Source organism: Dyella telluris, assembly GCF_014297575.1.
In the GTDB taxonomy this organism is placed as follows: domain Bacteria; phylum Pseudomonadota; class Gammaproteobacteria; order Xanthomonadales; family Rhodanobacteraceae; genus Dyella; species Dyella telluris.
This window is the reverse complement of record NZ_CP060412.1, coordinates 3154197-3175046: the sequence shown is the minus strand read 5'-3', so window position 1 is coordinate 3175046 and position 20850 is coordinate 3154197. Positions and strand designations below refer to the sequence as shown.

General features: G+C 65.5%; 15 protein-coding genes. 9 read left to right on the top strand and 6 right to left on the bottom strand.

What is annotated here, in order from left to right; genetic code table 11:
- Positions 1–154 precede the first annotated feature (154 nt).
- The 3 genes from prmC to H8F01_RS13915 form a co-directional block, all read right to left on the bottom strand.
- On the bottom strand, positions 155–979 hold the full coding sequence (prmC, locus tag H8F01_RS13925; RefSeq protein WP_187055691.1) for a peptide chain release factor N(5)-glutamine methyltransferase: 825 nt from the start codon (positions 977–979) through the stop codon (positions 155–157).
- Between the two features lie 105 nt (positions 980–1084).
- On the bottom strand, positions 1085–2761 hold the full coding sequence (locus H8F01_RS13920) for an FAD-dependent oxidoreductase (protein ID WP_187055690.1): 1677 nt from the start codon (positions 2759–2761) through the stop codon (positions 1085–1087).
- 133 nt (positions 2762–2894) lie between these two features.
- Positions 2895–3815: a LysR family transcriptional regulator gene (locus tag H8F01_RS13915; protein WP_187055689.1), complete on the bottom strand. Its 921-nt coding sequence runs from the start codon at positions 3813–3815 to the stop codon at positions 2895–2897.
- Positions 3816–3918: 103 nt separating this feature from the next.
- On the opposite strand from H8F01_RS13915, the gene H8F01_RS13910 reads away from it, so the two are divergent.
- The 8 genes from H8F01_RS13910 to H8F01_RS13875 all read left to right on the top strand — a co-directional run bounded on the left by H8F01_RS13910 (position 3919) and on the right by H8F01_RS13875 (position 12483).
- Positions 3919–5148, top strand: a complete 1230-nt coding sequence (locus tag H8F01_RS13910; protein WP_187055688.1) for an acyl-CoA dehydrogenase family protein — start codon at positions 3919–3921, stop codon at positions 5146–5148.
- Positions 5145–6212 carry a phosphotransferase family protein gene (locus tag H8F01_RS13905; RefSeq protein ID WP_187055687.1) on the top strand — a complete coding sequence of 356 codons (1068 nt, stop codon included), beginning with the start codon at positions 5145–5147 and terminating at the stop codon, positions 6210–6212. Before H8F01_RS13910 ends, H8F01_RS13905 begins: the two co-directional genes overlap by 4 nt.
- Before the next feature lie 3 nt (positions 6213–6215).
- The gene (locus H8F01_RS13900; RefSeq protein ID WP_187055686.1) at positions 6216–6905 is read left to right on the top strand and encodes a histidine phosphatase family protein; all 690 of its coding nucleotides are present in this window, start codon (positions 6216–6218) and stop codon (positions 6903–6905) included.
- Between the two features lie 196 nt (positions 6906–7101).
- Positions 7102–7872 (top strand): SDR family oxidoreductase, encoded by a 771-nt coding sequence (locus H8F01_RS13895; protein WP_187055685.1) that lies wholly within the window; start codon positions 7102–7104, stop codon positions 7870–7872.
- Positions 7873–7887: 15 nt separating this feature from the next.
- Positions 7888–8676: an SDR family oxidoreductase gene (locus H8F01_RS13890; protein WP_187055684.1), complete on the top strand. Its 789-nt coding sequence runs from the start codon at positions 7888–7890 to the stop codon at positions 8674–8676.
- Between the two features lie 13 nt (positions 8677–8689).
- The gene (locus H8F01_RS13885) at positions 8690–9706 is read left to right on the top strand and encodes an NADP-dependent oxidoreductase (RefSeq protein WP_187055683.1); all 1017 of its coding nucleotides are present in this window, start codon (positions 8690–8692) and stop codon (positions 9704–9706) included.
- Between the two features lie 791 nt (positions 9707–10497).
- Positions 10498–10815, top strand: coding sequence for a helix-turn-helix transcriptional regulator (locus H8F01_RS13880; protein ID WP_187055682.1), 318 nt, complete (start codon positions 10498–10500; stop codon positions 10813–10815).
- Positions 10816–11436: 621 nt separating this feature from the next.
- A complete protein-coding gene (locus H8F01_RS13875; protein ID WP_238480987.1) occupies positions 11437–12483 on the top strand; it encodes a prolyl oligopeptidase family serine peptidase in 1047 nt (348 codons plus the stop codon).
- A 52-nt stretch (positions 12484–12535) separates the two neighbouring features.
- Here H8F01_RS13875 and H8F01_RS21875 read toward each other — a convergent pair whose 3' ends face one another.
- The 3 genes from H8F01_RS21875 to H8F01_RS13865 all read right to left on the bottom strand — a co-directional run bounded on the left by H8F01_RS21875 (position 12536) and on the right by H8F01_RS13865 (position 19533).
- Positions 12536–14599: a hypothetical protein gene (locus H8F01_RS21875; RefSeq protein ID WP_238480986.1), complete on the bottom strand. Its 2064-nt coding sequence runs from the start codon at positions 14597–14599 to the stop codon at positions 12536–12538.
- On the bottom strand, positions 14596–16671 hold the full coding sequence (locus H8F01_RS21870; RefSeq protein ID WP_238480985.1) for a hypothetical protein: 2076 nt from the start codon (positions 16669–16671) through the stop codon (positions 14596–14598). The genes H8F01_RS21875 and H8F01_RS21870 overlap by 4 nt, the downstream gene beginning before the upstream one ends.
- A gap of 177 nt (positions 16672–16848) precedes the next feature.
- Entirely contained in the window at positions 16849–19533 is a 2685-nt protein-coding gene (locus tag H8F01_RS13865) for a M1 family metallopeptidase (RefSeq protein WP_187055681.1), read from the bottom strand.
- A gap of 369 nt (positions 19534–19902) precedes the next feature.
- On the opposite strand from H8F01_RS13865, the gene oxyR reads away from it, so the two are divergent.
- Positions 19903–20847: a DNA-binding transcriptional regulator OxyR gene (gene oxyR / locus H8F01_RS13860; protein WP_187055680.1), complete on the top strand. Its 945-nt coding sequence runs from the start codon at positions 19903–19905 to the stop codon at positions 20845–20847.
- Positions 20848–20850: the final 3 nt, after the last annotated feature.

Genomic DNA, 20850 nt, shown 5'->3' with positions numbered 1-20850 from the left:
GGCCAGAGGCAGGTATCAAAAAAGCCGCGCATTGCGCGGCTTTTTTTGTTGAGACTGCCGCGACGAACGGCCAGACACCGTAGCGCCTTGCGCACGTCATTTCGGCGCAGACCGGAATGACGAGCATGGGGTTTCCCGGCGTGACGAGCGATGCTTACTCGCCACCCCAGACACCACCACTGATCCGGTCCCGCTGCTCCAGATCCTGTTCGGTAAACACCTCGCGATAACCGGCCGCCGCCAGTACCTCACGCACCGCCGCCCCCTGGTTCCAGCCGTGTTCCATCAGCAACCAACCGCCGGGCGCCAGGTGGTCGCGTGCCTGCGCGACGATGCGGCGAATATCGACCAGCCCATCAGCGCCCGAGGCCAGCGCCGACGCCGGCTCGAAACGCAGATCACCCTGCCCCAGATGCGGATCATCGGCTTCGATATAGGGCGGATTGGAGACGATCAGATCAAAGTGCTCGCCGGCCAGCGGAGCCAGCCAGTCGCCGTGCGTGAAGCGCACATTGCGGATGCCGTGGCGAACCGCGTTGCGCTCAGCTACGGCCAGCGCGTCGACACTGGCATCGGTCGCCACGATGCTCGCCGTGGGACATTCGCGAGCGATGGCCAGCGCAATGGCGCCGCTGCCGGTGCCAAGATCGACCACGCGCGACATCGCCGTCATGCGCGCGAGCGCGAGTTCCACCAGCAACTCGGTTTCCGGACGCGGAATCAGCGTGGCCGGTGTGACGTCCAGCTCCAGCGTCCAGAAGCCCCGGCGACCGGTGATGTACGCCACCGGCTCGCCGTCGTGACGACGCTGCACCAGTGCCGCATACGCGGAACCTGCGGCCTCGTCGAGCTCGTCGTCGGCGTGCGCGATCAGCCAGCTGCGCGGCTTGTCCAGTACGTGGACCAGCAGCAGCTCCGCCTCAAGCCGATCGCCCAGTGACTTCGTCGCCTCCGCGATGTGCGCGCGTACCTCAGCCATGCGCGTGACGCCTGGGGCTGGAAAACAAGGCGGATTGAAGCGGGCAGCAAGGCATCGTGGCTTCCGGTGAATAGAAGCCACAGTGTAGAGCCAATGCCCGGCCGATCAGACCGGCGACGGCGCCAGATAGTGGTGCACCGCCTGGACCACCACCGAACCCTCGCCCACGCTGGAGGCCACGCGCTTGACCGATCCGGAACGCACGTCGCCCACGGCGAAGATGCCCGGCTTGGTCGTGCCATAAGGCGATTCCAGGATATGGCCCTGCGCGCAGCGCCCGGTGAGCACGAAGCCCTTGTCGTCCAGCGACAGGCAGTCCTTCAGCCAGTCGGTATTGGGCTCGGCGCCGATCATCACGAACACGTTGCTGATCGGGCGCGTGGTCAGCTCGCCGGTGTCGCGCTGCTGCCAGGTCACCTGGCTCAGGCGTCCTTCGCCCTCGAGTCCAACAATCTCGCTGTGCGTATGCAGGGTGATCGACGACGACAGCAGGATGCGCTGCACCAGATAGTCGGACATGGTGGCGGCCAGCCCGGAGGAACGCACCAGCACGTGCACATGCGAGGCGATGCGCGACAGGAACACCGCCGCCTGCCCCGCCGAATTGCCACCACCCACCACCACCACTTCGCCGTCCTTGCACAGCTGGCCTTCCATGGCGGTACAGGCGTAGTGGATGCCTGCGCCTTCGAACTGCGTATAGCCCGGCACGTCCAGCTTGCGATAGCGCGCGCCGGTGGCAACGATCACCGCGCGTGCCTGCACGCTCTGACCGTCATCCAGGAACACGCGATACGGCTGCACCGAGCAGTCGATGCCGGCGGCCTGCCGCGAAATCGCCAGTCGCGCACCGAACTTCTGCGCCTGCGCCTGCGCGCGCCCCGCCAGCGCCTGCCCGGAAATTCCGGTGGGAAAACCCAGATAATTTTCGATCTTCGATGACGTGCCGGCCTGGCCGCCCGGTGCAATGCCTTCCACCACGATGGTCGACAGCCCTTCCGAAGCGGCGTACACGGCAGCGGCCAGACCCGCCGGGCCGGCGCCGGCCACCACCACGTCGTACACGTGATCGGGGTCGATGGTTTCGGTGAGGCCCAGCTCGTCCGCCAGTTCCGCCGAGGTCGGGTTCTGCAGGAAGCAGTGCTCCGGACAGATCACCACCGGCAACTGCTGGTGCGTGAGCTGGAAGCACTCGATGAAGCCGCCGGCTTCGGGATCGGTCTCGGTGTCGATCGTGCGATGCGGATAGCCGTTGCGCACCAGGAAGCGCTCCAGCCGCAGTGTATCCGCACTGTGCCCCGGCCCCACCAGCACCACGCCGCCATAGCCCATGCGGATCAGGCCCACGCGGCGCAGGATGAAGGCGCGCATGATGATTTCGCTGATGTCGGCCTCGGCGGCCACCATGCGGCGGAAATCGTCCGAGCGCACGCGCAGCACATGGCTGTCCATCGCGGTGCGCGCCGAAGCCATCACCGCGCGCTTGTTGAACATGTTCATCTCGCCGCTGAACTGGCGCGCCGAGTACATGGTGAAGATATGGATCTGGCCGTGCTTGTCCGGCGTGAACACTTCGACCAGGCCATCAAGCACGAGGAAGAAATCCACCCCGCGCTGCCCGCGCTCGAACAAGTTGGTGCCGGCCTGGACGAATTCCTCCTGCCCATAGGCGGCGATGCGCCGGACCATGGACGGATCCAGGCGCGGGAACATCTGCTCTTTACGGTTCATCGGGTCCGTCGGGTCGTATACGACCTCGGGGGCTGGCGACTGCTCGGACATGCAAGACACCTCGTCAGGGAGACGGCCCGGCGAATCGCCGCCAGGCACGTCCTTGGGTCAGGTCAGCGCGTGCAGCGGGGAGCGCGCGGCGCTGTACCACGCATCGTGCGCCCGTCACCGTGTCGCTCGCAAGTCATGGCGACGACGCCCGCATGGCAGCGGTAATGGACTTGACGAGACGTTCACGAAACCAGCGATGGGCCTGGTCGCCGCCCTTGGAATCGTGCCAGTAGGCAAGGATGGGAATGGCCTTGAGGCGGATCGGCAAGGGCTGCGAGGCCATGGGCAGCAGCCGCCCCAGATGGTCCGCGTACGCCTTGGGCACGGTCAGCAGCAGGTCGCTGGCGGCGGCGATCTCGCAGGCGGAAAAATAGTGCTGCGCCACCATGCGTACCTCGCGGAACAGGCCGTTCTGCCCCAGCAACGTATCCAGCGCGCTCGCCTCCCCCAGCGGCGACACGGTGACGTGCCGTGCGGCGAAGTAGTCGCTGCGACGCAGTTGCCGGGCCAGCGGATGGTCGCGCCGCATCACCACCGCCAGCGTCTCATCCAGCAGGCGCCGATGCGAGATGCGATCGCTTACCCGCAGCGGGCGATCCACCACCAGATCCAGCGCGCCGGTGCCCAGTTCGCGTTCCACCTCATCGGCGGCCACACGCCGGCTGACCACGCGCACGCCCGGCGCTTCGCGGCCAATGCCGGCCATCAGACCGGGTAGCACGATGGATTCAAGGATGTCGCGAAAGCCGATGACGAATTCCATCTGCAGCTGTGCCGGATCGAAGGTCGGCTGCGCATGGGTGCTGGCCAGCAAGCCCTTCAGGTGGGCCTGCACCGACGGCATCATCGCGCGCACCTTGTCGGTCGGCAGCAGGCGGTTGCCCTGCCGCACGAACAGGGGATCACCCAGCTGGTCGCGCAGGCGACCCAGCGCGTGGGTCACCGCGGGCTGGGTCAGGTGCAATACGCGGGCGGCCGCACTCACGCCGCCGTGCGTGTAGATCGCGTCGAGGACGCGGAACAGGTTCAGGTCGATCCGGCTGTCGCGTTCCATGGCTCACACCCATTCATGTGGCTAATGCATACCCATAAGGCATATTCATTTCAATTATCTGCTGCATGAGGCGTACGCTCCAGAGGAATCGAGGAGCACTGCCATGGATTTCGCCCATTCCGAACGCACCCAGGCGCTCGCCGAACGCCTCAAACGTTTCATGCGCGACGAGGTGTTTCCCGCCGAGCCGGTGTATGCCTCGCAACTGGCTGGCGGCGCCGACCATCGACAGTGGCGCCAGCCGACGGTGATGGAGCAGCTGAAGGTGAAAGCCCGTGAGGCCGGCCTGTGGAACCTGTTCCTGCCCGACCTGGAAGGCGGCCCCGGCCTGAGCAACGTGGAGTACGCGCCGCTCGCGGAAATCATGGGCCACTCCTTCATCGCGCCCGAAGTGTTCAACTGCAGCGCGCCGGACACCGGCAACATGGAAGTGCTGCACCGCTATGGCTCTGCCACGCAACGCGAGCAGTGGCTGGAACCGTTGCTGCGTGGCGAGATCCGCTCCGGCTTTGCCATGACCGAACCGGACGTGGCCTCCTCCGACGCGACCAACATGCGCGCCACTGCCACAATGGACGGCGACGAGGTGGTGCTGAACGGTCGCAAGTGGTGGACCACCGGCCTTGGCCATCCGCATTGCCGCTTCGTGATCTTCATGGGCCTGAGCGATGCGGAAGCCGACCCGCACCGCCGCCACAGCATGGTGATCTGCCCGCTCGATGCGCCGGGTGTGCACATCGAACGCATGCTGCCGGTGTTCCATGACCACGACGAACCCTCCGGACACGGCGAACTGCATTTCGACAACGTGCGCCTCCCCGCTGCGACCGTGATCCTCGGACCCGGGCGCGGCTTCGAGATTGCACAGGGCCGGCTGGGCCCGGGCCGCGTGCATCACTGCATGCGCGCACTTGGCGCTGCGGAGCGTGCGCTATCCCTGCTGTGCCGGCGTGCGCAATCGCGCGTGGCGTTCGGCCAGCCGCTGATCAAGCTCGGTGGCAACGGCGACGTCATCGCCAACATGCGCATGGCCATCGAGCAGGCCCGCCTGCTTACGCTGAAAACCGCGTGGACGCTGGATACGCAAGGCCCCAAGGCGGCGCTCAGCCTGATCTCGCAGATCAAGGTGGTGGTGCCCTCGGTGGCGCAACAGGCGGCCGATGCGGCCATCCAGATCCACGGCGGCGCCGGCCTCACCGACGATTTCCCGCTCGCCCACCTGTATGCCTATGCACGCGTGCTGCGACTGGCCGATGGCCCGGATGAAGTGCACCGCGGCGTGGTCGCCAAGCTCGAAGCCAAAGCCCAGCTCGCCACGGAGAACCACGCATGACCGCCGCCCCGGACCAGGCTCGCGCCGTGCGCGACGAAGACGCCTTCGACATCGCGCGCGTCGATGCCTTCCTCAGGCAGCACATCGGCGGGCTTGAAGGCACGCCCACCGTGAAGCAGTTTCCCGGCGGCGCCTCCAACCTCACCTATCTGCTGCACTACGCGAACCGCGACCTGGTGCTGCGCCGCCCGCCGCGCGGTGCCAAGGCGAAATCCGCGCACGACATGATGCGCGAGTCGCGCGTGATGGGTGCGCTGAAGGCCAGCTACCCGTACGTGCCGGCCATCCTCGCGCGCTGCGACGACGCGCAGGTGATCGGGCAGGACTTCTATGTGATGGAACGCCTGAGCGGCACCATCCTGCGACGCGACCTTCCCGCCGAGCTTGGGCTGGATCGCGATGGCGTACGACGCCTGTGCGTGGCCTTCATCGACCGCCTGATCGAGCTGCACCAGGTGGACGCTACTCAAGGGGAACTGAGGGAACTTGGCAAGGGCGAGGGTTATATCGCGCGGCAAATTGCCGGCTGGCGCGAACGCTGGCGACAGGCCGCCACCGATGGCTCAGATCCGTGCGACGACGTGATGGCCTGGCTCGATGCAAACCAGCCGGCGCGCGATAACGCCAGCTGCGTCATCCACAATGATTTCCGCTTTGACAACGTGGTGCTCGCGACGGACAACCCGCTGGACATCATCGGCGTGCTGGACTGGGAACTGGCCACGGTGGGCGATCCGCTGATGGATCTGGGCAGTTCCCTCGCCTACTGGGTGCAGGCAGACGACGATCCGGTATTCCAGTCGTTCCGCCGCCAGCCCACGCATGAAGCGGGCATGCTCACGCGACGCGAGGTGGTGGCCTATTACGGCGAACGCACCGGCATGGACATCTCGCACTGGGCGTTCTACGAAATCTTCGGCCTGTTCCGCCTGATGGTGATCATCCAGCAGATCTACCGTCGTTACGCGCTGGGCCAGACCACCAACCCTCAATTTGCCGGCTTCGGCGACGCGGCGAAGTACATGGGCATGCGCTGTCGCCGCCTGATGGCAAGCAAAGGCTGAGTCATGCGCGAACTGCTGCTGATACGGCACGGCCAGGCGAGTTTTCACGCGGACGATTACGACCAGCTCTCACCCCTCGGCGAACAGCAGTCGAGCCTGCTGGGTGCATGGCTCGCCGAATGCGGGGCGCGTCCCGATGCCGTGGCGATGGGACCGCGCGTACGCCATCGCGACACGGCCCTGCCCTGCCTGCGCGCTGCGGGTGCCGAAGTGCAGCCGTTCGTCATGCCCGGGCTCGACGAAGTCGACCACGTCGAACTGCTCGCACGCCTGCGCCCGGATCTTGCGACGCCGGCTGACTTCCGCGCGGCCATGAAGCAGGCGTCCGATCCACATCGCACGTTCCAGCAACTATTCGTCGATGCACTGGCCCGCTGGACCGGCGGCAAGCACGACGCGGATTACACCCAGAGCTGGCCGGCGTTCCGCCAGGGTGTCCTGGATGCGCTGGACCAGCTGGCCCGCATGGAGGCCCGCACACTCTGGGCATTCACATCCGGCGGCCCGATATCCGTCATTGCCGGTGCCCTGCTGCAGGCACCGGCATCGAGCGCCTTCGAACTCAGCTGGCCGCTGGTCAACACGGGCGTGACAAAGCTTCGGCTAGGCTCGCGCGGCGCAACACTGGTGACGTACAACGCGTGGCCGCATCTGGAGCGGGCACGCGACGAACAGCTGGTGACGCTGCGGTGATGGCTCGACTTTCTCAACCATTTACGTCACGTCATTCCCGCGAAAGCGGAAATCCAGTGCCTTTGCCACACGCTGACTCCCTGTTGAGCCAGAGCGAAGTCGCTGGATGACCAGCCATTCGGCTGTTGGTGAAGCGCCTCCCGCCTTCGCGGGAATGACGGTGAGGAATACCAACCCCATTCGGACATTGTTGACCATGACCACACCCGTTACGTTCAACCTCACCGGCAAGATCGCCATCGTCACCGGCGCCAGCCGTGGCATCGGCGCGGAGATCGCGAAGCTGCTCGCCGCACACGGTGCTCACGTCATCGTCTCCAGCCGCAAGCAGGCCGATTGTCAGGCCGTAGTGGACGGCATCATCGCCGACGGCGGTTCCGCCGAAGCCATCGCCTGCCACATCGGCGAGATGGAGCAGATCGAAGCCCTGCACGCGCAAGTGGAAAAGACACACGGCCGGCTGGATATCCTGATCAACAACGCGGCGACCAACCCGTACTTCGGCCACATCATCGACACCGATCCGTCGGTCTTCCAGAAAACCGTGGACGTGAACATCCGCGGCTACTTCTACATGTCCACCCACGGCGCCCGGCTCATGGCGAAGAACGGCGGCGGTTCCATCGTCAACGTGGCGTCGGTGAACGGCGTGGTGCCGGGTTTCCAGCAGGGCATCTACTCGATCACCAAGGCGGCGGTGATTTCCATGACCAAGGCCTTCGCGGTGGAGTGCGCCGAACAGGGCGTGCGCTGCAACGCGCTGCTGCCCGGCCTGACCGACACCAAGTTCGCCTCCGTGCTGGTGAACACCCCGGCCATCCTCAAGCAGGCGCTGGCACACGTGCCCATGCGCCGCGTGGCGCAGCCATCGGAAATGGCCGGTGCCGCGCTTTACCTCGCCTCCGACGCTGCCTCGTACACCACCGGTGCGGTGTTGAACGTGGATGGCGGTTACCTCAGCGTCTGACTCAGGGAACCCGATATGACTTCTGCACTTCCACCGCGCGCTGCCGGCAAGCGGGCCTTTGTCACCGGCGCGGCCAGCGGCCTGGGCGCCGCCTCGGCGCGCATGCTGGCGCGTCACGGTGCGCGCGTATTTCTCACCGACGTCAATGGCGAGGGTGCGGCCGCTGTCGCCGCGGAGATCAACCATGAGGCCGGCGCCACGGTAGCGTGGTCCGCAGTGCAGGACGTCAGCGACGAAGCCGCATGGGAACGCACGCTGGCCGACGCCGCGAAGGCCATGGGTGGCCTGTCCGTGCTGGTCAACAACGCCGGTATCGGCTCGCTCGGCGGCGTGGAGAACATCGCACTGAAAGAGTGGCATCGCGTGATGGCGGTGAACGTGGACAGCGTGATGCTGGGCTGCAAATACGCGCTGCCATACCTGCGCGACGCGCAACCCGCCTCCATCGTGAACATCTCCTCGCTGGCCGCATTCAAGATCGACCCGGATTACACCGCCTACAACACCTCCAAGGCTGCCGTTGCCGTGCTGACCAAGTCGGTGGCAATGGACTGCACGCGACAGAAGATCGACGTGCGCTGCAACTCGATCCACCCGGCGTTCATCCGCACCGGCATCGTCAAGCCATTCTTTGACAAGCTGGGCGAAGAAGAAGCGACGAAGAAACTGACCCGCGGCATCCCCATGCATCGCCTGGGCGAACCGGACGACGTGGCCTACGCCGTGCTTTATCTTGCTTCCGATGAAAGCCGTTACGTCACTGCCGCCGAACTCGTCATCGATGGCGGCGCGCGCGCCGTCTGACCCGGAGAACTCCATGAGCTACACGAACCGCCAACTGCTGCTGAAGTCCCGTCCGGAAGGGCTGGTGAGCCTGGACAACTTCGACCTGCGCGAAACGCCAACGCCGGAACTGGCCGACGGCCAGGCGCTGGTGCGCGTGCTGTATATCTCGATGGACCCGACCAACCGCGTGTGGATGAGCGACGTGCCGCAGTACATGCCGCCCGTTGCCATCGGCGAAGTAATGCGGGGCATCGGCATTGGCCGCGTGGTGGCTTCCAACGCGAAGAACTATGCCGTCGGCGATCTGGTGCAGGGCCTGGTGGGCTGGCAGGACTATGCACTCATCGACGAGAGCAAGACCGGTTACTGGGTGAAGCTGCCGCCGCGTCCGCCGGTAGCCCTGCCCACGCTGCTGGGCGCCTGCGGTTTCAGCGGCATCACCGCGCATTACGGGCTTACCGAAATCGCCCCCGTGCAGGCCGGCGAAACGCTCGTGGTGTCGGCCGCTGCCGGGTCGGTGGGCTCCATCGCCGGACAGATCGGCAAACTGCGTGGCGCACGCGTGGTGGGCATTGCCGGTGGCGCGGAGAAATGCCGGCACCTCGTCGAGGATCTCGGCTTCGATGCCGCCGTCGACTACAAGGCCGACGATTTCAAACAAAAGCTGGCCGATGCCACGCCTGATGGCGTGCATGTCAACTTCGAAAACGTCGGCGGCCCGGTGATGCGTGCCGTGATGTCGCGCATGGTCAACGGCGGACGCGTCGCGTTGTGCGGCCTCATCGCCAACTATGCCGGCGGCGGCAAGCCCTCGGACGATTACAGCGTGATCATCGTCAAACGCCTCACCGTGCGCGGCTTTCTCGCCTTCGACTACAAGCACCAGCCCGAAGCCGTGCAGGAGCTGGTGGGTTGGGTGCTGGGCGGCAAGATCAAGGCCGGCGAAACCGTGGCCGAAGGCCTGGAAAACGCACCAACGGTACTCAACCGCCTGTTCGACGGCAGCCACACCGGCAAGCTGGTGTTGAAGGTCGCCGAGGACGTGTAAGCATGGTGCCGATGTGTCACGCACCCTTCGTTCAGCGCGGGGATGCGTGACGCCGGCCGATGCCATCCAAACCCAACGCTGCGCCAGCGACTGCGCAACATCGCAACCCACATGTTGCTGATAGCGAAACCCTACGCATCGCCATGTGCATCGCCTGATCACACGGCATAGCCAACTCAAGTAGGGTGAGGTTGCTGCTCGCGGGCGTCTTCGGACGGGGCTGCAAGCAGTCACGGCAGCCATGCCGTGAGTCGCGGGCCGCCGGTGCGACAACACCGACGACCCGCTAACCATCACCAACCGACTCGAGTTGATCATGGCTATCAGCGATCATACGGCACGCGCGTGCCCATCCGTTCCGATAGGCAACGCCCGCAGCGCCTCGCCCTCCGCCGGGCCACCGGCCTCCTGCACCATGCCACCCTCGCTACGGCTTTCCACGTTGGATGACGTGGCGCTCGCGCTCTACGCGCTGGCGCAGCTGAGTCTGGAAGACGAACGGCATCAACACCCCGCTCGCCCCCAGATGCGGTGGTGCTACTGCCGTTGCCGCCACTGTTTCGGCAAGGCATCGTCGTGGCAGGGCAGTGCCTGTTGCAGTACGCCCGGCAGCTCCACCGCGGGCAGGCGCTGAACGCGTAGCGCGCACGATGTGATCGGCCCTGTGGCGTGTCGGGCGTTCTGCCGGCACGTCACACCCGGGACAACACTCGCGCTCCAACCAGCCGTTTTCCTACACGGATCCCTTCGCCGGATTCCGTCGGTGTCGTGCGCCCCAAAGGAAGCCCCTCATGATGCTCCTCTCGATTCATCCGCAACTGCGGATCGATGACGACGTGCCCCTGCGCGCCCCTGCCACGGTGCTGCAGCTTGACCACATGATCCCCGAAGCGCTGACGGTGGCCCAGCTGGCGCGACGCAGCGGCATCCCGGCGTGGCATCTGCACCGCCTGCTCACCGGGCAACCCCTCTATGCGGAAGAAGCCTTTCGCCTTGCCGCCGCGCTCCATACCAGCCCGCTCTACTGGCTGATGCTGCAAGCCCGCCATGACCTTGAAAAGTTCCGGCGCGAGAGCATGCCGGGTGGGCTGGGCGTGCATTCCACCTGAGAGAAGCTAACGAAACCTCGTGGCAGGAGCTCACTGCAGCATCGCAGGGCTTCTCAGCGCCATCCCCAATAAAGAGGGAGGCGCTTTTCAATAGCCGAAGGGCTGTTCATCCCGTGACCATGCGCTTCTGTCAGCGAGTGAAAGACGCTGGATCCCCGGTCTCGCCCCCTTTTTGGGGTCCGCGGGGATGACGCCGAGGGAGAACGGTTGCCATGAGGTCTTGTTAGCCGCCCGGAGTCACTTCATCCCCCGTTGCCGGCAATGACGGAGCAACGGCGAAAACATGTCGATCGATTTGGGGAACATGACGATGGGCGCCACGACATGCTACCCGGCGCGGTACAGCGGAATCCCGGTTGCGAAAGAAAATCCCGACAAGCCGCAACCGCATGCAAGGTGCCATGCATGCATTCGCTTGCTTGGCCCAGTCGTGTTTCCGCGAACCACGTCGCGAGCCACCTTCGCCCCACAGATGTCCTCCAACACGTTCGCCGAGTACTGAAATACGTCGGCATCGACTGATGGAGGAAGGCATCAACACAAGGCGTGGAACTACACACACCGTCCGCCCCGGACGCCTTCAATTCCCCACCCGTTCGTTGAACCTATCGCACAGGGACTTTGGCCGAAGGACGTCCATACGTCCGCGTCGATACAAACGGGGAGAAACACATGATGTCCATGGGATGGAAGCAACGCCTGTCCGTCGTGACGTGGGCGCTGTTGACCTGGTTCAGCGGAGGGGTTGAAGCCGCCATTGATAAGCCAATTACTGCCAAACAGGCGAATGAGAACACGGCAAAAGATCTTCCGGAAATGAACGTCACGGCCAACATTCCGAAGAAAATGCCGCCTCCCGGCATCATTTTCACGCCGACCGGTAACGGCTCAACGGGCCGCCTCTATGCCACCGCCAATCGAGAGCCGTCGGCGGTGGTGTCAAACATCCCCAACAGCTGCACCACCGACTGTTGCGAAGGTGGCGGCAACCCCAACACCGATGCCGACCCCATCATCACCTTCAGCGGCACCAAGGTGGAAACCTACCCATTGTTCGCCTTGCCGGGCGACATGGGCCTGCGTTTCGCGCTGTATTACAACGGCGGCAGCTGGAGCAACAACCTGGCCTACAGCCTGGACACCAACTGCACCGACAACCCGCCCGACAGCGGTGTGTGCAAGTCAACCACCCTGCATCGCCCGGACGGTTCAGTCATTCGCTTCTCCGGTGGTCCCCAGGAGACCAGCTACAAAGGCGGCGGCGTCACCGCGCTGACCCGCAACCCGGCTATCTACGACCTACCGCTGCACTTCAAGCAAGGCGACACCTCAAAAATGAGTCTGGGCGGCGACTACCTGCGCGCCACCATGGGTACCGACATGACGGCGCTGGCCGCACACTCACCCGTCAATCAGCTCGATAGCCTGAAAGCAGCCGTGATGCTCATCGTCGGCGGCAAGGACGAACGCGTACCCCCGATCCAGGGGCAGTCGCTGCATGACGCCCTGCTCAAGCGCAACATCGCCCATGAATGGATCTACAAGCCGAATGAAGGGCATGGCTTCTACGACGAAGCCAACATCGCCGAGATGATGCAGCGCATGGTGCAGTTCCTTGATCGGCATATCGGTGGCGGCGTGGCGTCCGGCAAGGAAGTGTCTCCGTAACCTTGCCATCTCACATGAAGAAAAAAGGCGCCATCGCGGCGCCTTTTTCTGTTTACTCCGATACCTCGGGCACCGGCGGCGGCTCGGCAGCCTTGGCTTGTCCCTTGCGCCAGTAGCCGCCCTGGCTCCATGCCTCGAAGCCCCAGCGCAGCCAGCCGATCAACGCGTTGGCCAGCCATAGCGCCCACAGCAGCATGGCGATCTTGCAGACCCACAGCGACACGCTGAGCACGCCGCCCTGCGGCAGTACGCTGTCCGCCTGGTCGGCGAACCAGTGGAGATTCCATGCATCGAAGGGGTTGCCGGCCACATGCATGTCGGGCAGGCCCAGCAAGCCCTTGGGAACGGCGGAAACGAGTACGGCGATGGCGATGACGGTGACCAGCACCAGCGCTACCTGCGATGCGTTGAACAGCGCACCGTACCGCGCCGGCAGGCTGTGACGCGCCCGCAACCCGATCAGGATCAGCCACGCCACCACCATCGCATAAGCGCCCCAGGCAAAGGCGGAGAAGCCCAGGCCGAGCAGCAACCACTGGTGCCACTTCAGTGGCGTCGGCGCGTAGCGCGCCAGCAGCCATGCAGCGAGCAGCAACACGATGAGTTGCGACCAGTACATCACGGCAGGTCCGTCCACCGGCCCCCAGGTCCACAGCACCCAGCGGCTTTCCGGCACGGATTGGTTGATGTCGATGTTCGCCACCGGTGCGTTGAGCGTGAAGGTTGGCGTACGCATGAACAGCGACACGCCACGCGGTTCGCGCACGCGCAGCGCATAGGCGTGCACGCCCGGCAGCACGGGCAGGCTGATCTTGTCGTCGCGGATGGCCACGCTGATGGGTGCACCGTCGCGGGAAGCCTCCAGCAGTTCCGTGCCGGCCGGCACGCCAATCGGATGCTCACCGCCACGCGTGCTGCGCAGCTCGAGTTCCAGCTCGGTTTCCGTTGCGCGCTCACCCACGTTGCCATGTACGGAGACGCTGTCGAACGCGAGGCTGTCGCCCGCCACGGCCTTGGGCTTGTGGATGTCGACCGTCAGGCTTTCGCCGGGCAGTGGCTGGTAGGTCAGGCCGTTGTCGCTGAGCGTGGCCGGAACGCCCTTGGCATCGACGTGCCAGATCGGTGCCGACTGCACCACCCATTGTTCCGCGCGTTCGCCGAGTGCCGGTGCGTTGAGCACGAGCTTGTCGCTGTGGTCGAGCCGGCTGGTCCAGCGCACGGTGTTCTGGCCACCGCTGAAGGTGACGCCGATGCGCCCGTCGTGCACGCGGGCGTTGTCTCCCAGCGGATGCTCGCCCGGCAACAGCGGAAGATCCAGACTGAAGCCGCCGTCGAGCGGCGCGATGCGCTCGACCGTGTTGCTCACGGTCCACTCGTTGCCGAGCTGCAGCGTGCGAGTCAATTTTACGTAGGGCGGGAAGGCCTGCTCGGCTGCCGTCGGTGCACTGCCATCGCCGGCACTGCGCACACGGTTGAGCGCCAGGCTGTCGCCCAGCAGGTGACCGTCGTCCAGGCCGTTCGGCGCCCAGCCATCGCCATGGAATACCACTCGCTGCGGAACCAGCGCAAAGTGCAGGCTGGTGGTATCCACCGCCGACACGCGATAACGCAGGGTGAGGTGATGCACGCCGCGATCGACCTTGACCAGGGTGAGATCCGGCTTGCGTGAGAGCGCGGCATCATGGCCATCCAGCGACACGTCCAGCAGTTGCAGCGCGTCGTCGCCCTGCGGCAGCGGCACGGCCACCGGCGTACCGGCATGGACTTCCAGATCCACGGCTACGTTGTCCCCGCCCACCTGGAACTGCGCCAGCGCAACCGCCGCGCAATCGGGTGTGCAGGTCGGTGCTTCAGTGAGTCGCGCACGCAGGTGATTGAGCATCTGCTCGCTGGGCGTGTCCTGCGCATGCGCACCGTGCGGCAACAACGCGAGTGCAAGCAAAGCGGCCGCACCGCCACGGCTGCTCCAGCCATGCCGTTGTGCCTGTGCCGAACCCAGCAGCATCAGCGCCAGCCGTGCCAGCAGACCCACCAACACCACCAGCATGAGCACGCGCAGGACGCGTACCAGCCAGGCCGGTGCAATCACCAGCCGCGTGCTCTGCTCCGCCGTCACGGTCCCGACCATTCGAGGTGGTAGTTGTTGCCAACATCCCAGTGGGGCGTGCCGCGCCCCGCCTGCAGCGGGCGATGGGCGTCCATTTCCTGGCCGATGGTCTGGGAGGCAGTCAGGGGTGTGCCCGTCACTGTCACGCTCGACAGCGCCTTGTGCTTCGGTTCCGAATATCCCGCGGGCGCTTCTTGCCCGGCAAGGATGTCCGCCGGCGGCGCGGGTGGTGCCGGTGGCGGCGGTGGCGCCGGTGCAGACATCGGCACGGCATTCGTCGATGCCTCTTCCACCGCAGGCGCGGGTGCTGGCTGCGGCTTGACCTCCTGCTTCATCGACACGGCCCTTGACTCTGAACTCTCCGATTCCACCGGCAGTTCCACCTTGCCTTCCAGTTGCGGATGCAGCGCGTAGCTCATCTGCGTCGCAGCGAACGGCAGCGACCACAGGATCGCCAGCAGCAGCAACGCCCCTGCAGCGAGGCGCGAAACGAGCCGCAGGCGCCCTTCCGGCAGGGCACGCATTAACAAGGCCAATGCCAGTGCCACCGCCAGCGTCCAGCGCGGGGCACCACCTTCATGCAGGGACAACGCAAGAAACACCACGGCAGCCAAAGCCCAGGGCCAGCCAAGGAAACGACCGGCGAGCAAGGCGATCAAAGCCACCACAAACAGATCAAGCAGACTCCATTGTGCGATCCACGAATCAGGCGACAGATCCGCACCCGACGCGCCAATCAGCCGGTAACCGTAAGGGAGATGCAGCGTCGCCTCGATATGCTCCAGCGGCAGCTGCCAGCCGCCACTTGGCATGTCGCCGGAACGGGGCATGCGCAGGCCCGCGGACAGCTCAAGGTTGGTATCGCGCACCTCAAGACCACTGGTGTGCTTGTCGCCCACGGTGATCAGCATCGGCGACTCACCCTGCGATGCATTGAGCAATTGCCAGGGCGCAGCAACGTCCAGCCGCTGGCTGCGCGCGAGCGTGCCGACGAGCCGGTCATTGGCACTGAAGCCGCGACCGTCGAAATCCAGCCACAGGTCACGGGTCAACGCGAGCTGGTCGCCCTTGCCACCTTCGCCACCCCGCGTGCCCTGTTCGATGGCAAGACCGTTCGCGTTGTCGAGCGCGTACGCGGGCAAGCTGTTCCAATCCGATGGCACGTCGGCCTGCCCGGCATCCACCGCCTGCCCTTCCACGCGCGTGGTGCGCAGCGACGTGTCGTCGGCATAGCTCCAGATTTCCTGCTTTGGCCAGGGATCGCCGGGCAGGTTCACGGCCAGGTGCCCGAGCACATCGCTGCTGCGCGCACCCAGCGAGATCATCCAATGGCCCGGGCGCAGCTGCACGCGCAGCCGTCCATCGTTCTCCAGCCGCGCGGGCAGGCCGCCCTGCAGGGACGTGGCAGTGAAACCCTTGGGCAGCACCGGCCCGATCAACTGTTCGCGTGCACTGCCGGTCACATTGACCTGCAGCTGCGTTTCCAGCATGGCGGGCATGCCGTCGGTGAGCTTGCGGAACACGCGCAGCGACAGCGCATCGGCGGCGCGTTGCGCGGCGGCGGCTTCGCCCAGGGTGAGCTGGTCTCCGTCGCGTTCGATGCGCGCCACGGCGTTGCCGTCGAGGGTGAGCGTCACCAGCCCGATGGTGCCGGGCACGCGCAGGCGCGCCGGTCGGCTGTCCCATGGCAGCACGCCATGCACGCTGTAGTCACCCGGTTCCAGCTGCAGCGCGGGCGCCCCGAAGTGATCGAGCACGACCAGCGGCTTGCCGCCCGCCGTGACCTGCTGCGGCCAGTTCCGGCTGTCGCCGGGCAGGCTGACCCAGCTGCGCGCATCCACGTGCACGTCCATCGCGAAGCGGGCACCATCCTTGCCTGCGTCGAGCGCCAGCCGGCCGGGCCACGTGCATTCCTTCGCGCCCATGGTCTTGCCATTCGTCACCAGCACCGGGCAGGCATGCAGCGGTGCCTCGTGCAGCACCCAGTCCTGCCAATCCTTCAACGCCGGCGGCACGTCCTGCGCCATGACCGGCGCGGCGAGCAACACGAGCAGGCACAACCATCCCCACGGACGACGCATGTCTTTCTCCCTGACGACCCGGGTGGGCCGGCCCAGTGTAGGTGCCGGCGGAAGGCCGCGAAAAGACGGCCTTGTCCTGATACAACGGCGCCGGAACGGAAAAGGGGTTGAGCCTGCGCAAAAAAAACCGGGCGACTTGCGTCGCCCGGCCTGGGTCCACTGCCTGGAGCCCGTTACTTAGCGCAGGATCGACTTGGCGTCCTGCTTCTGCACAAGGGCGTGGCACAGCACGGTGGATTCGCTGGCCTGGGCAAGCCCACGCTCGGCACCACTCACCTGCTTGGCGCGGTCCTTGAAGAACGTCTGCAGTCGATCGGCTTCTTCCTGTGAGCAGCCGCCACCACCGACCAGGTCAGGGAGCTTGCCGCCAGCGAAGCTGCCGGTGCGCTCGACGATCTTGTCGTAGTTGCCGGTGGCCCACTGCCACGAAGCATCACGCTGCGTGCGGGTGTCACGTCCGCCGCGCAGCAGCATGCCCATCTCGCCCACCTTCACCTTCTTGTCGAGGGAGAAGTTGCGCACCTCAAGGGTCAGCGCCGGATCGTTTGCATCGGCGAGGCCGTCCAGCATGGCGTTGCGCAGTGCCGGGTCGCTGGTCTGCGGCAACTCGGCGATGAGTGCGTCCACCGCCGGCTTGCCACGCTCCTGCACGGCCACGGCCAGTGCGCTGCCGATCAGGTCAGGATCCGCAGCCGCCAGGTCGAGGCGACCATCGGCCTTGCGCTTGAGTGCAGCATCACCCTGCTTGAGCAGTTCGGCGCGGACTTCTGGCAGCTTGACCACCAGCGCGAGTTCGTCGGCAAGGGTATTGCGCAGCAGCGAATCGCTGTCCGCTTCCTTGTCCTTGCGGTGATAACCCAGCTGGGTCAGGCGCGGCAGGTAGGCGGCCTTCGCCCATGCGGCAAGCTTGGCGCGCTGTGCATCGGTCTGGGCCAGGTTGCGATAGATCCAGTTGAAGCTGGTCAGCGGCGCAACGGCCACTTCGCGCGTCTTGGACGCGGTCAGCGGCTTGAGTGCGGCGAGCACGTCGCCGGCATCGAGATCACCGTGCTTGAAGCTGGCGTACACCGCATCGGCATAGGCGAGCTGTTCGGCATCGTCGAGCTTGCCGATCTGCTTGCCGAGGCTGGTCAGGTCGTTCTTCGCCATGGCGAAGCGGTAGTAACCGGTGGCGTTCGCATTGGGCAGCACCCAGGTGTCCTTGCTGGCGCCTTCGAGCACCATGGAACCGGTGGCCTGGCTGAGCAGTTCGCAGCTCACCTTGCTGCCATTGGCCGTGCCGTAGCGCACGCACATCGGCACGCCCCACACCTGCTGCGTGTCGCCCTTGCTGCCTACCGGCAGGTAACGGCTCTGGCTGAGCTTGAGCACGGTCTTGCCACCTTCCTGGCTTAGCTCGGTCTGCACATAGGGCACGCCCGGCTGGTTGAGGAAGCTCTTGAAAGCCTGCTTGAAATCGTCGCCCTTGTCGGCGGCCTTGGCGATGGCATTGATCAGGTCGTCGGCGGTGGCGTTGCCGAACTTGTGATCCTGGATGTAGTTGCGCATGCCCTTCTGGAACGTGGCCTCACCCACGTAGCCTTCGAACATGCCCAGCACCGCCGCACCCTTCTGGTAGGTGATGCCATCGAATGCGGTTTCGATGTCGCCGTTGCCGGTGATCGGCTGGCGAATCTTGCGCGTGGTGACCAGGCTGTCGCCGTTCATCGCACCCTGCGCGCCGCGCACGCGGTCCAGGTCGGCGCGGTATTCCGGGTGCACCGTCTGCGTCACCTTCTGCTGCATCCAGGTGGCGAAGGCTTCGTTGAGCCACAGGTCGTCCCACCAGGCCAGCGTCACGGTGTCGCCGGTCCACTGGTGCGCCAGTTCATGCGCGGTGACGTTGAACGAACCGCGCACGTAATTGGCCGAGGAATCCGGATCGATCAGCAGCAGCCAGTCGCGGAAGGTGACCAGGCCCGGGTTTTCCATCGCACCGGCGGAGAAATCCGGCGCGGCGAGCAGGTCGAGCTTGTCCCACGGATAACCGAAGCCGTAGTAAGTCTCCAGCGTGTGAATGATGCTCGGCGTTTCGCCCAGCACGTGCTGCATGCGGTGACCCTCGCCCTTGGCGGCAATGCCGCGCAGCTCCAGCGCGTCCGCACGGTACGCGGTCGGCGAGATGTCCGGGCCCTTCACCACGTCCCACGGGCCGACACCGAACGCCACCAGATAGGTCGGCAGCGGCTTGGTGGTGGAGAAGGTGAGTTTCTTCCAGCCCTTGCCGGCGGCTTCTTCCTTCACCTGCTTGGTGTTGGCCACACCCACTTCGTCGTCGGGAATGGTCAGGCGGATGTCGAACGGCGTCTTGAAGCCCGGTTCGTCAAAGCCGGGGAACGCGAAGCGCGCGCTGATGGGTTCCATCTGCGTCATCGCGTACGGCTGGCCTTCGTGGCTGACCTTGTACAGGCCCTGCAGCTGCTGGTTGAGCGGCGCGGTGTATTCAAACGCCAGCGTCAGCTCCTGCGGCTTCAGCGTGCCGCCGAAATCGATGCGCACCACGCCTTCCTGCGGCGCCACTTCCACGTACTTCGCCGCGTGTGCCTTGCCGGCCGCGTCGGTCACGGTGATCTTGCCCACCTTCAGCTCACGGCCGTGCAGCCACAGGTGATCGGAGGCCTGCGTGAGCTTCACCTTGATGACGGTGGTGCCCGAGAAATCCTGCTGGCGCGGATCCACCTTGAAGTCGAGCTGGTAGGACTCCGGCTGCGCCCAGCCCGGCAGCCGGCCATGCGGCTGGTCATCGGTGGCGGGAGCGGCCAGGGCCATGCCGCAGCAGGCGGCGAGCGCAGTAAGGACAAACGGACGAACAAGACGACGCATGCGAGGGAGCTCCCCTTGGGACAGACAAACCCCCACGCTAGGTGGAGCCATGACGAATGACCCAGTGCCAGAAGGCATACCCTTCGCGTTGCTTGCGGCAGGAGTGCGGCCGCGCGGAATGCGCCGCCGGCGCTGCACACGAGGCGATACCGGGACATTCCGACGGCCAGCGCTGCAGCGGCAATAAACCCGCCGCACGGTGGGCATCCGCATCGGTCTGGTGTTCTGAATCAAGCGATTGTCGCCTGAACCTGCCCGGCCAACGCCGGGGCCTTCCCTGGCCCGGAGCGGAGGCGTCAAGCCATTGCCTGGAGCCATGGAAAACACCATTATCATAGGTATGAGCTATGACTATGCCCGGGTGTGTCCATGAATCTGCGTGACCTGCACTACCTCGTCGCCCTCGCCGAACACCGGCATTTTGGCCGCGCCGCGGAGGCGAGCTTCGTCAGCCAACCCACGCTGTCCACCCAGATCAAGAAGCTGGAGGATGAGCTGGGCGTCGCGCTGGTGGAGCGCACGCCGCGCAAGGTGCTGCTGACCGAAACCGGGCGCGAGATCGCCCGCCGTGCACGTGGCGTGCTGTCGGAAATCGAAGAGATCAAGGCCATCGCACAACGCACGCGCGACCCGGAATCGGGCACGTTGCGGCTGGGCATCTTCCCCACGCTGGGCCCGTACCTGCTACCCCATCTGGTGCCGCAGGTACGCAAGCATTTCCCGCGACTGGAACTGCTGCTGGTGGAGGAGAAGACCGAGCAGGTCATCCGCATGCTGCGCGAAGGTTCGCTGGACGTGGGCATCCTTGCCCTGCCCCTGCACGAGGAAAGCCTGCACACGGAGTTCCTGTTCGAGGAACCGTTCGTGCTGGCCGTGCCGGAAGACCATCCGCTGGCGCACAAGCAGAAGCGGCTGAAACTCGACGATCTGGAAGACGAGAGCCTGCTCCTGCTGGAAGACGGCCACTGCATGCGCGACCAGGCGCTGGAGGTGTGCCAGCTGGCCGGCGCCGGCGAACGCTCCGGCTTCCGCGCCACCAGCCTGGAGACGCTGCGCCAGATGGTGGCGGCGAACGTAGGCATCACGCTCCTTCCCACGCTGGCCATCAAGCCGCCGGTGGCGCGCACGGACAACGTGCACCTGCTGGAATTCGCCGGCCACCCGCCGAGCCGGCGCATTGCGCTGGTGTGGCGCAAGAGCTCGTCGATGGGCACCTTCCTGCAGCGCTTCGCGCAAGTGATCCGCGATCTGCCGGCCGACCTGCTGCAACCGGGCATCATCGACGCCAAACCGGCGCGCCAGCCAGCGCGCTGATCG

Excerpts from the sequence above, each read along its gene's own strand:
- prmC (WP_187055691.1), bottom strand. The coding sequence starts at position 979 with ATGGCTGAGGTACGCGCGCACATCGCGGAGGCGACGAAGTCACTGGGC.
- H8F01_RS13920 (WP_187055690.1), bottom strand. The coding sequence starts at position 2,761 with ATGTCCGAGCAGTCGCCAGCCCCCGAGGTCGTATACGACCCGACGGAC.
- H8F01_RS13915 (WP_187055689.1), bottom strand. The coding sequence starts at position 3,815 with ATGGAACGCGACAGCCGGATCGACCTGAACCTGTTCCGCGTCCTCGAC.
- H8F01_RS13910 (WP_187055688.1), top strand. The coding sequence starts at position 3,919 with ATGGATTTCGCCCATTCCGAACGCACCCAGGCGCTCGCCGAACGCCTC.
- H8F01_RS13905 (WP_187055687.1), top strand. The coding sequence starts at position 5,145 with ATGACCGCCGCCCCGGACCAGGCTCGCGCCGTGCGCGACGAAGACGCC.
- H8F01_RS13900 (WP_187055686.1), top strand. The coding sequence starts at position 6,216 with ATGCGCGAACTGCTGCTGATACGGCACGGCCAGGCGAGTTTTCACGCG.
- H8F01_RS13895 (WP_187055685.1), top strand. The coding sequence starts at position 7,102 with ATGACCACACCCGTTACGTTCAACCTCACCGGCAAGATCGCCATCGTC.
- H8F01_RS13890 (WP_187055684.1), top strand. The coding sequence starts at position 7,888 with ATGACTTCTGCACTTCCACCGCGCGCTGCCGGCAAGCGGGCCTTTGTC.
- H8F01_RS13885 (WP_187055683.1), top strand. The coding sequence starts at position 8,690 with ATGAGCTACACGAACCGCCAACTGCTGCTGAAGTCCCGTCCGGAAGGG.
- H8F01_RS13880 (WP_187055682.1), top strand. The coding sequence starts at position 10,498 with ATGATGCTCCTCTCGATTCATCCGCAACTGCGGATCGATGACGACGTG.
- H8F01_RS21870 (WP_238480985.1), bottom strand. The coding sequence starts at position 16,671 with ATGCGTCGTCCGTGGGGATGGTTGTGCCTGCTCGTGTTGCTCGCCGCG.
- H8F01_RS13865 (WP_187055681.1), bottom strand. The coding sequence starts at position 19,533 with ATGCGTCGTCTTGTTCGTCCGTTTGTCCTTACTGCGCTCGCCGCCTGC.
- oxyR (WP_187055680.1), top strand. The coding sequence starts at position 19,903 with ATGAATCTGCGTGACCTGCACTACCTCGTCGCCCTCGCCGAACACCGG.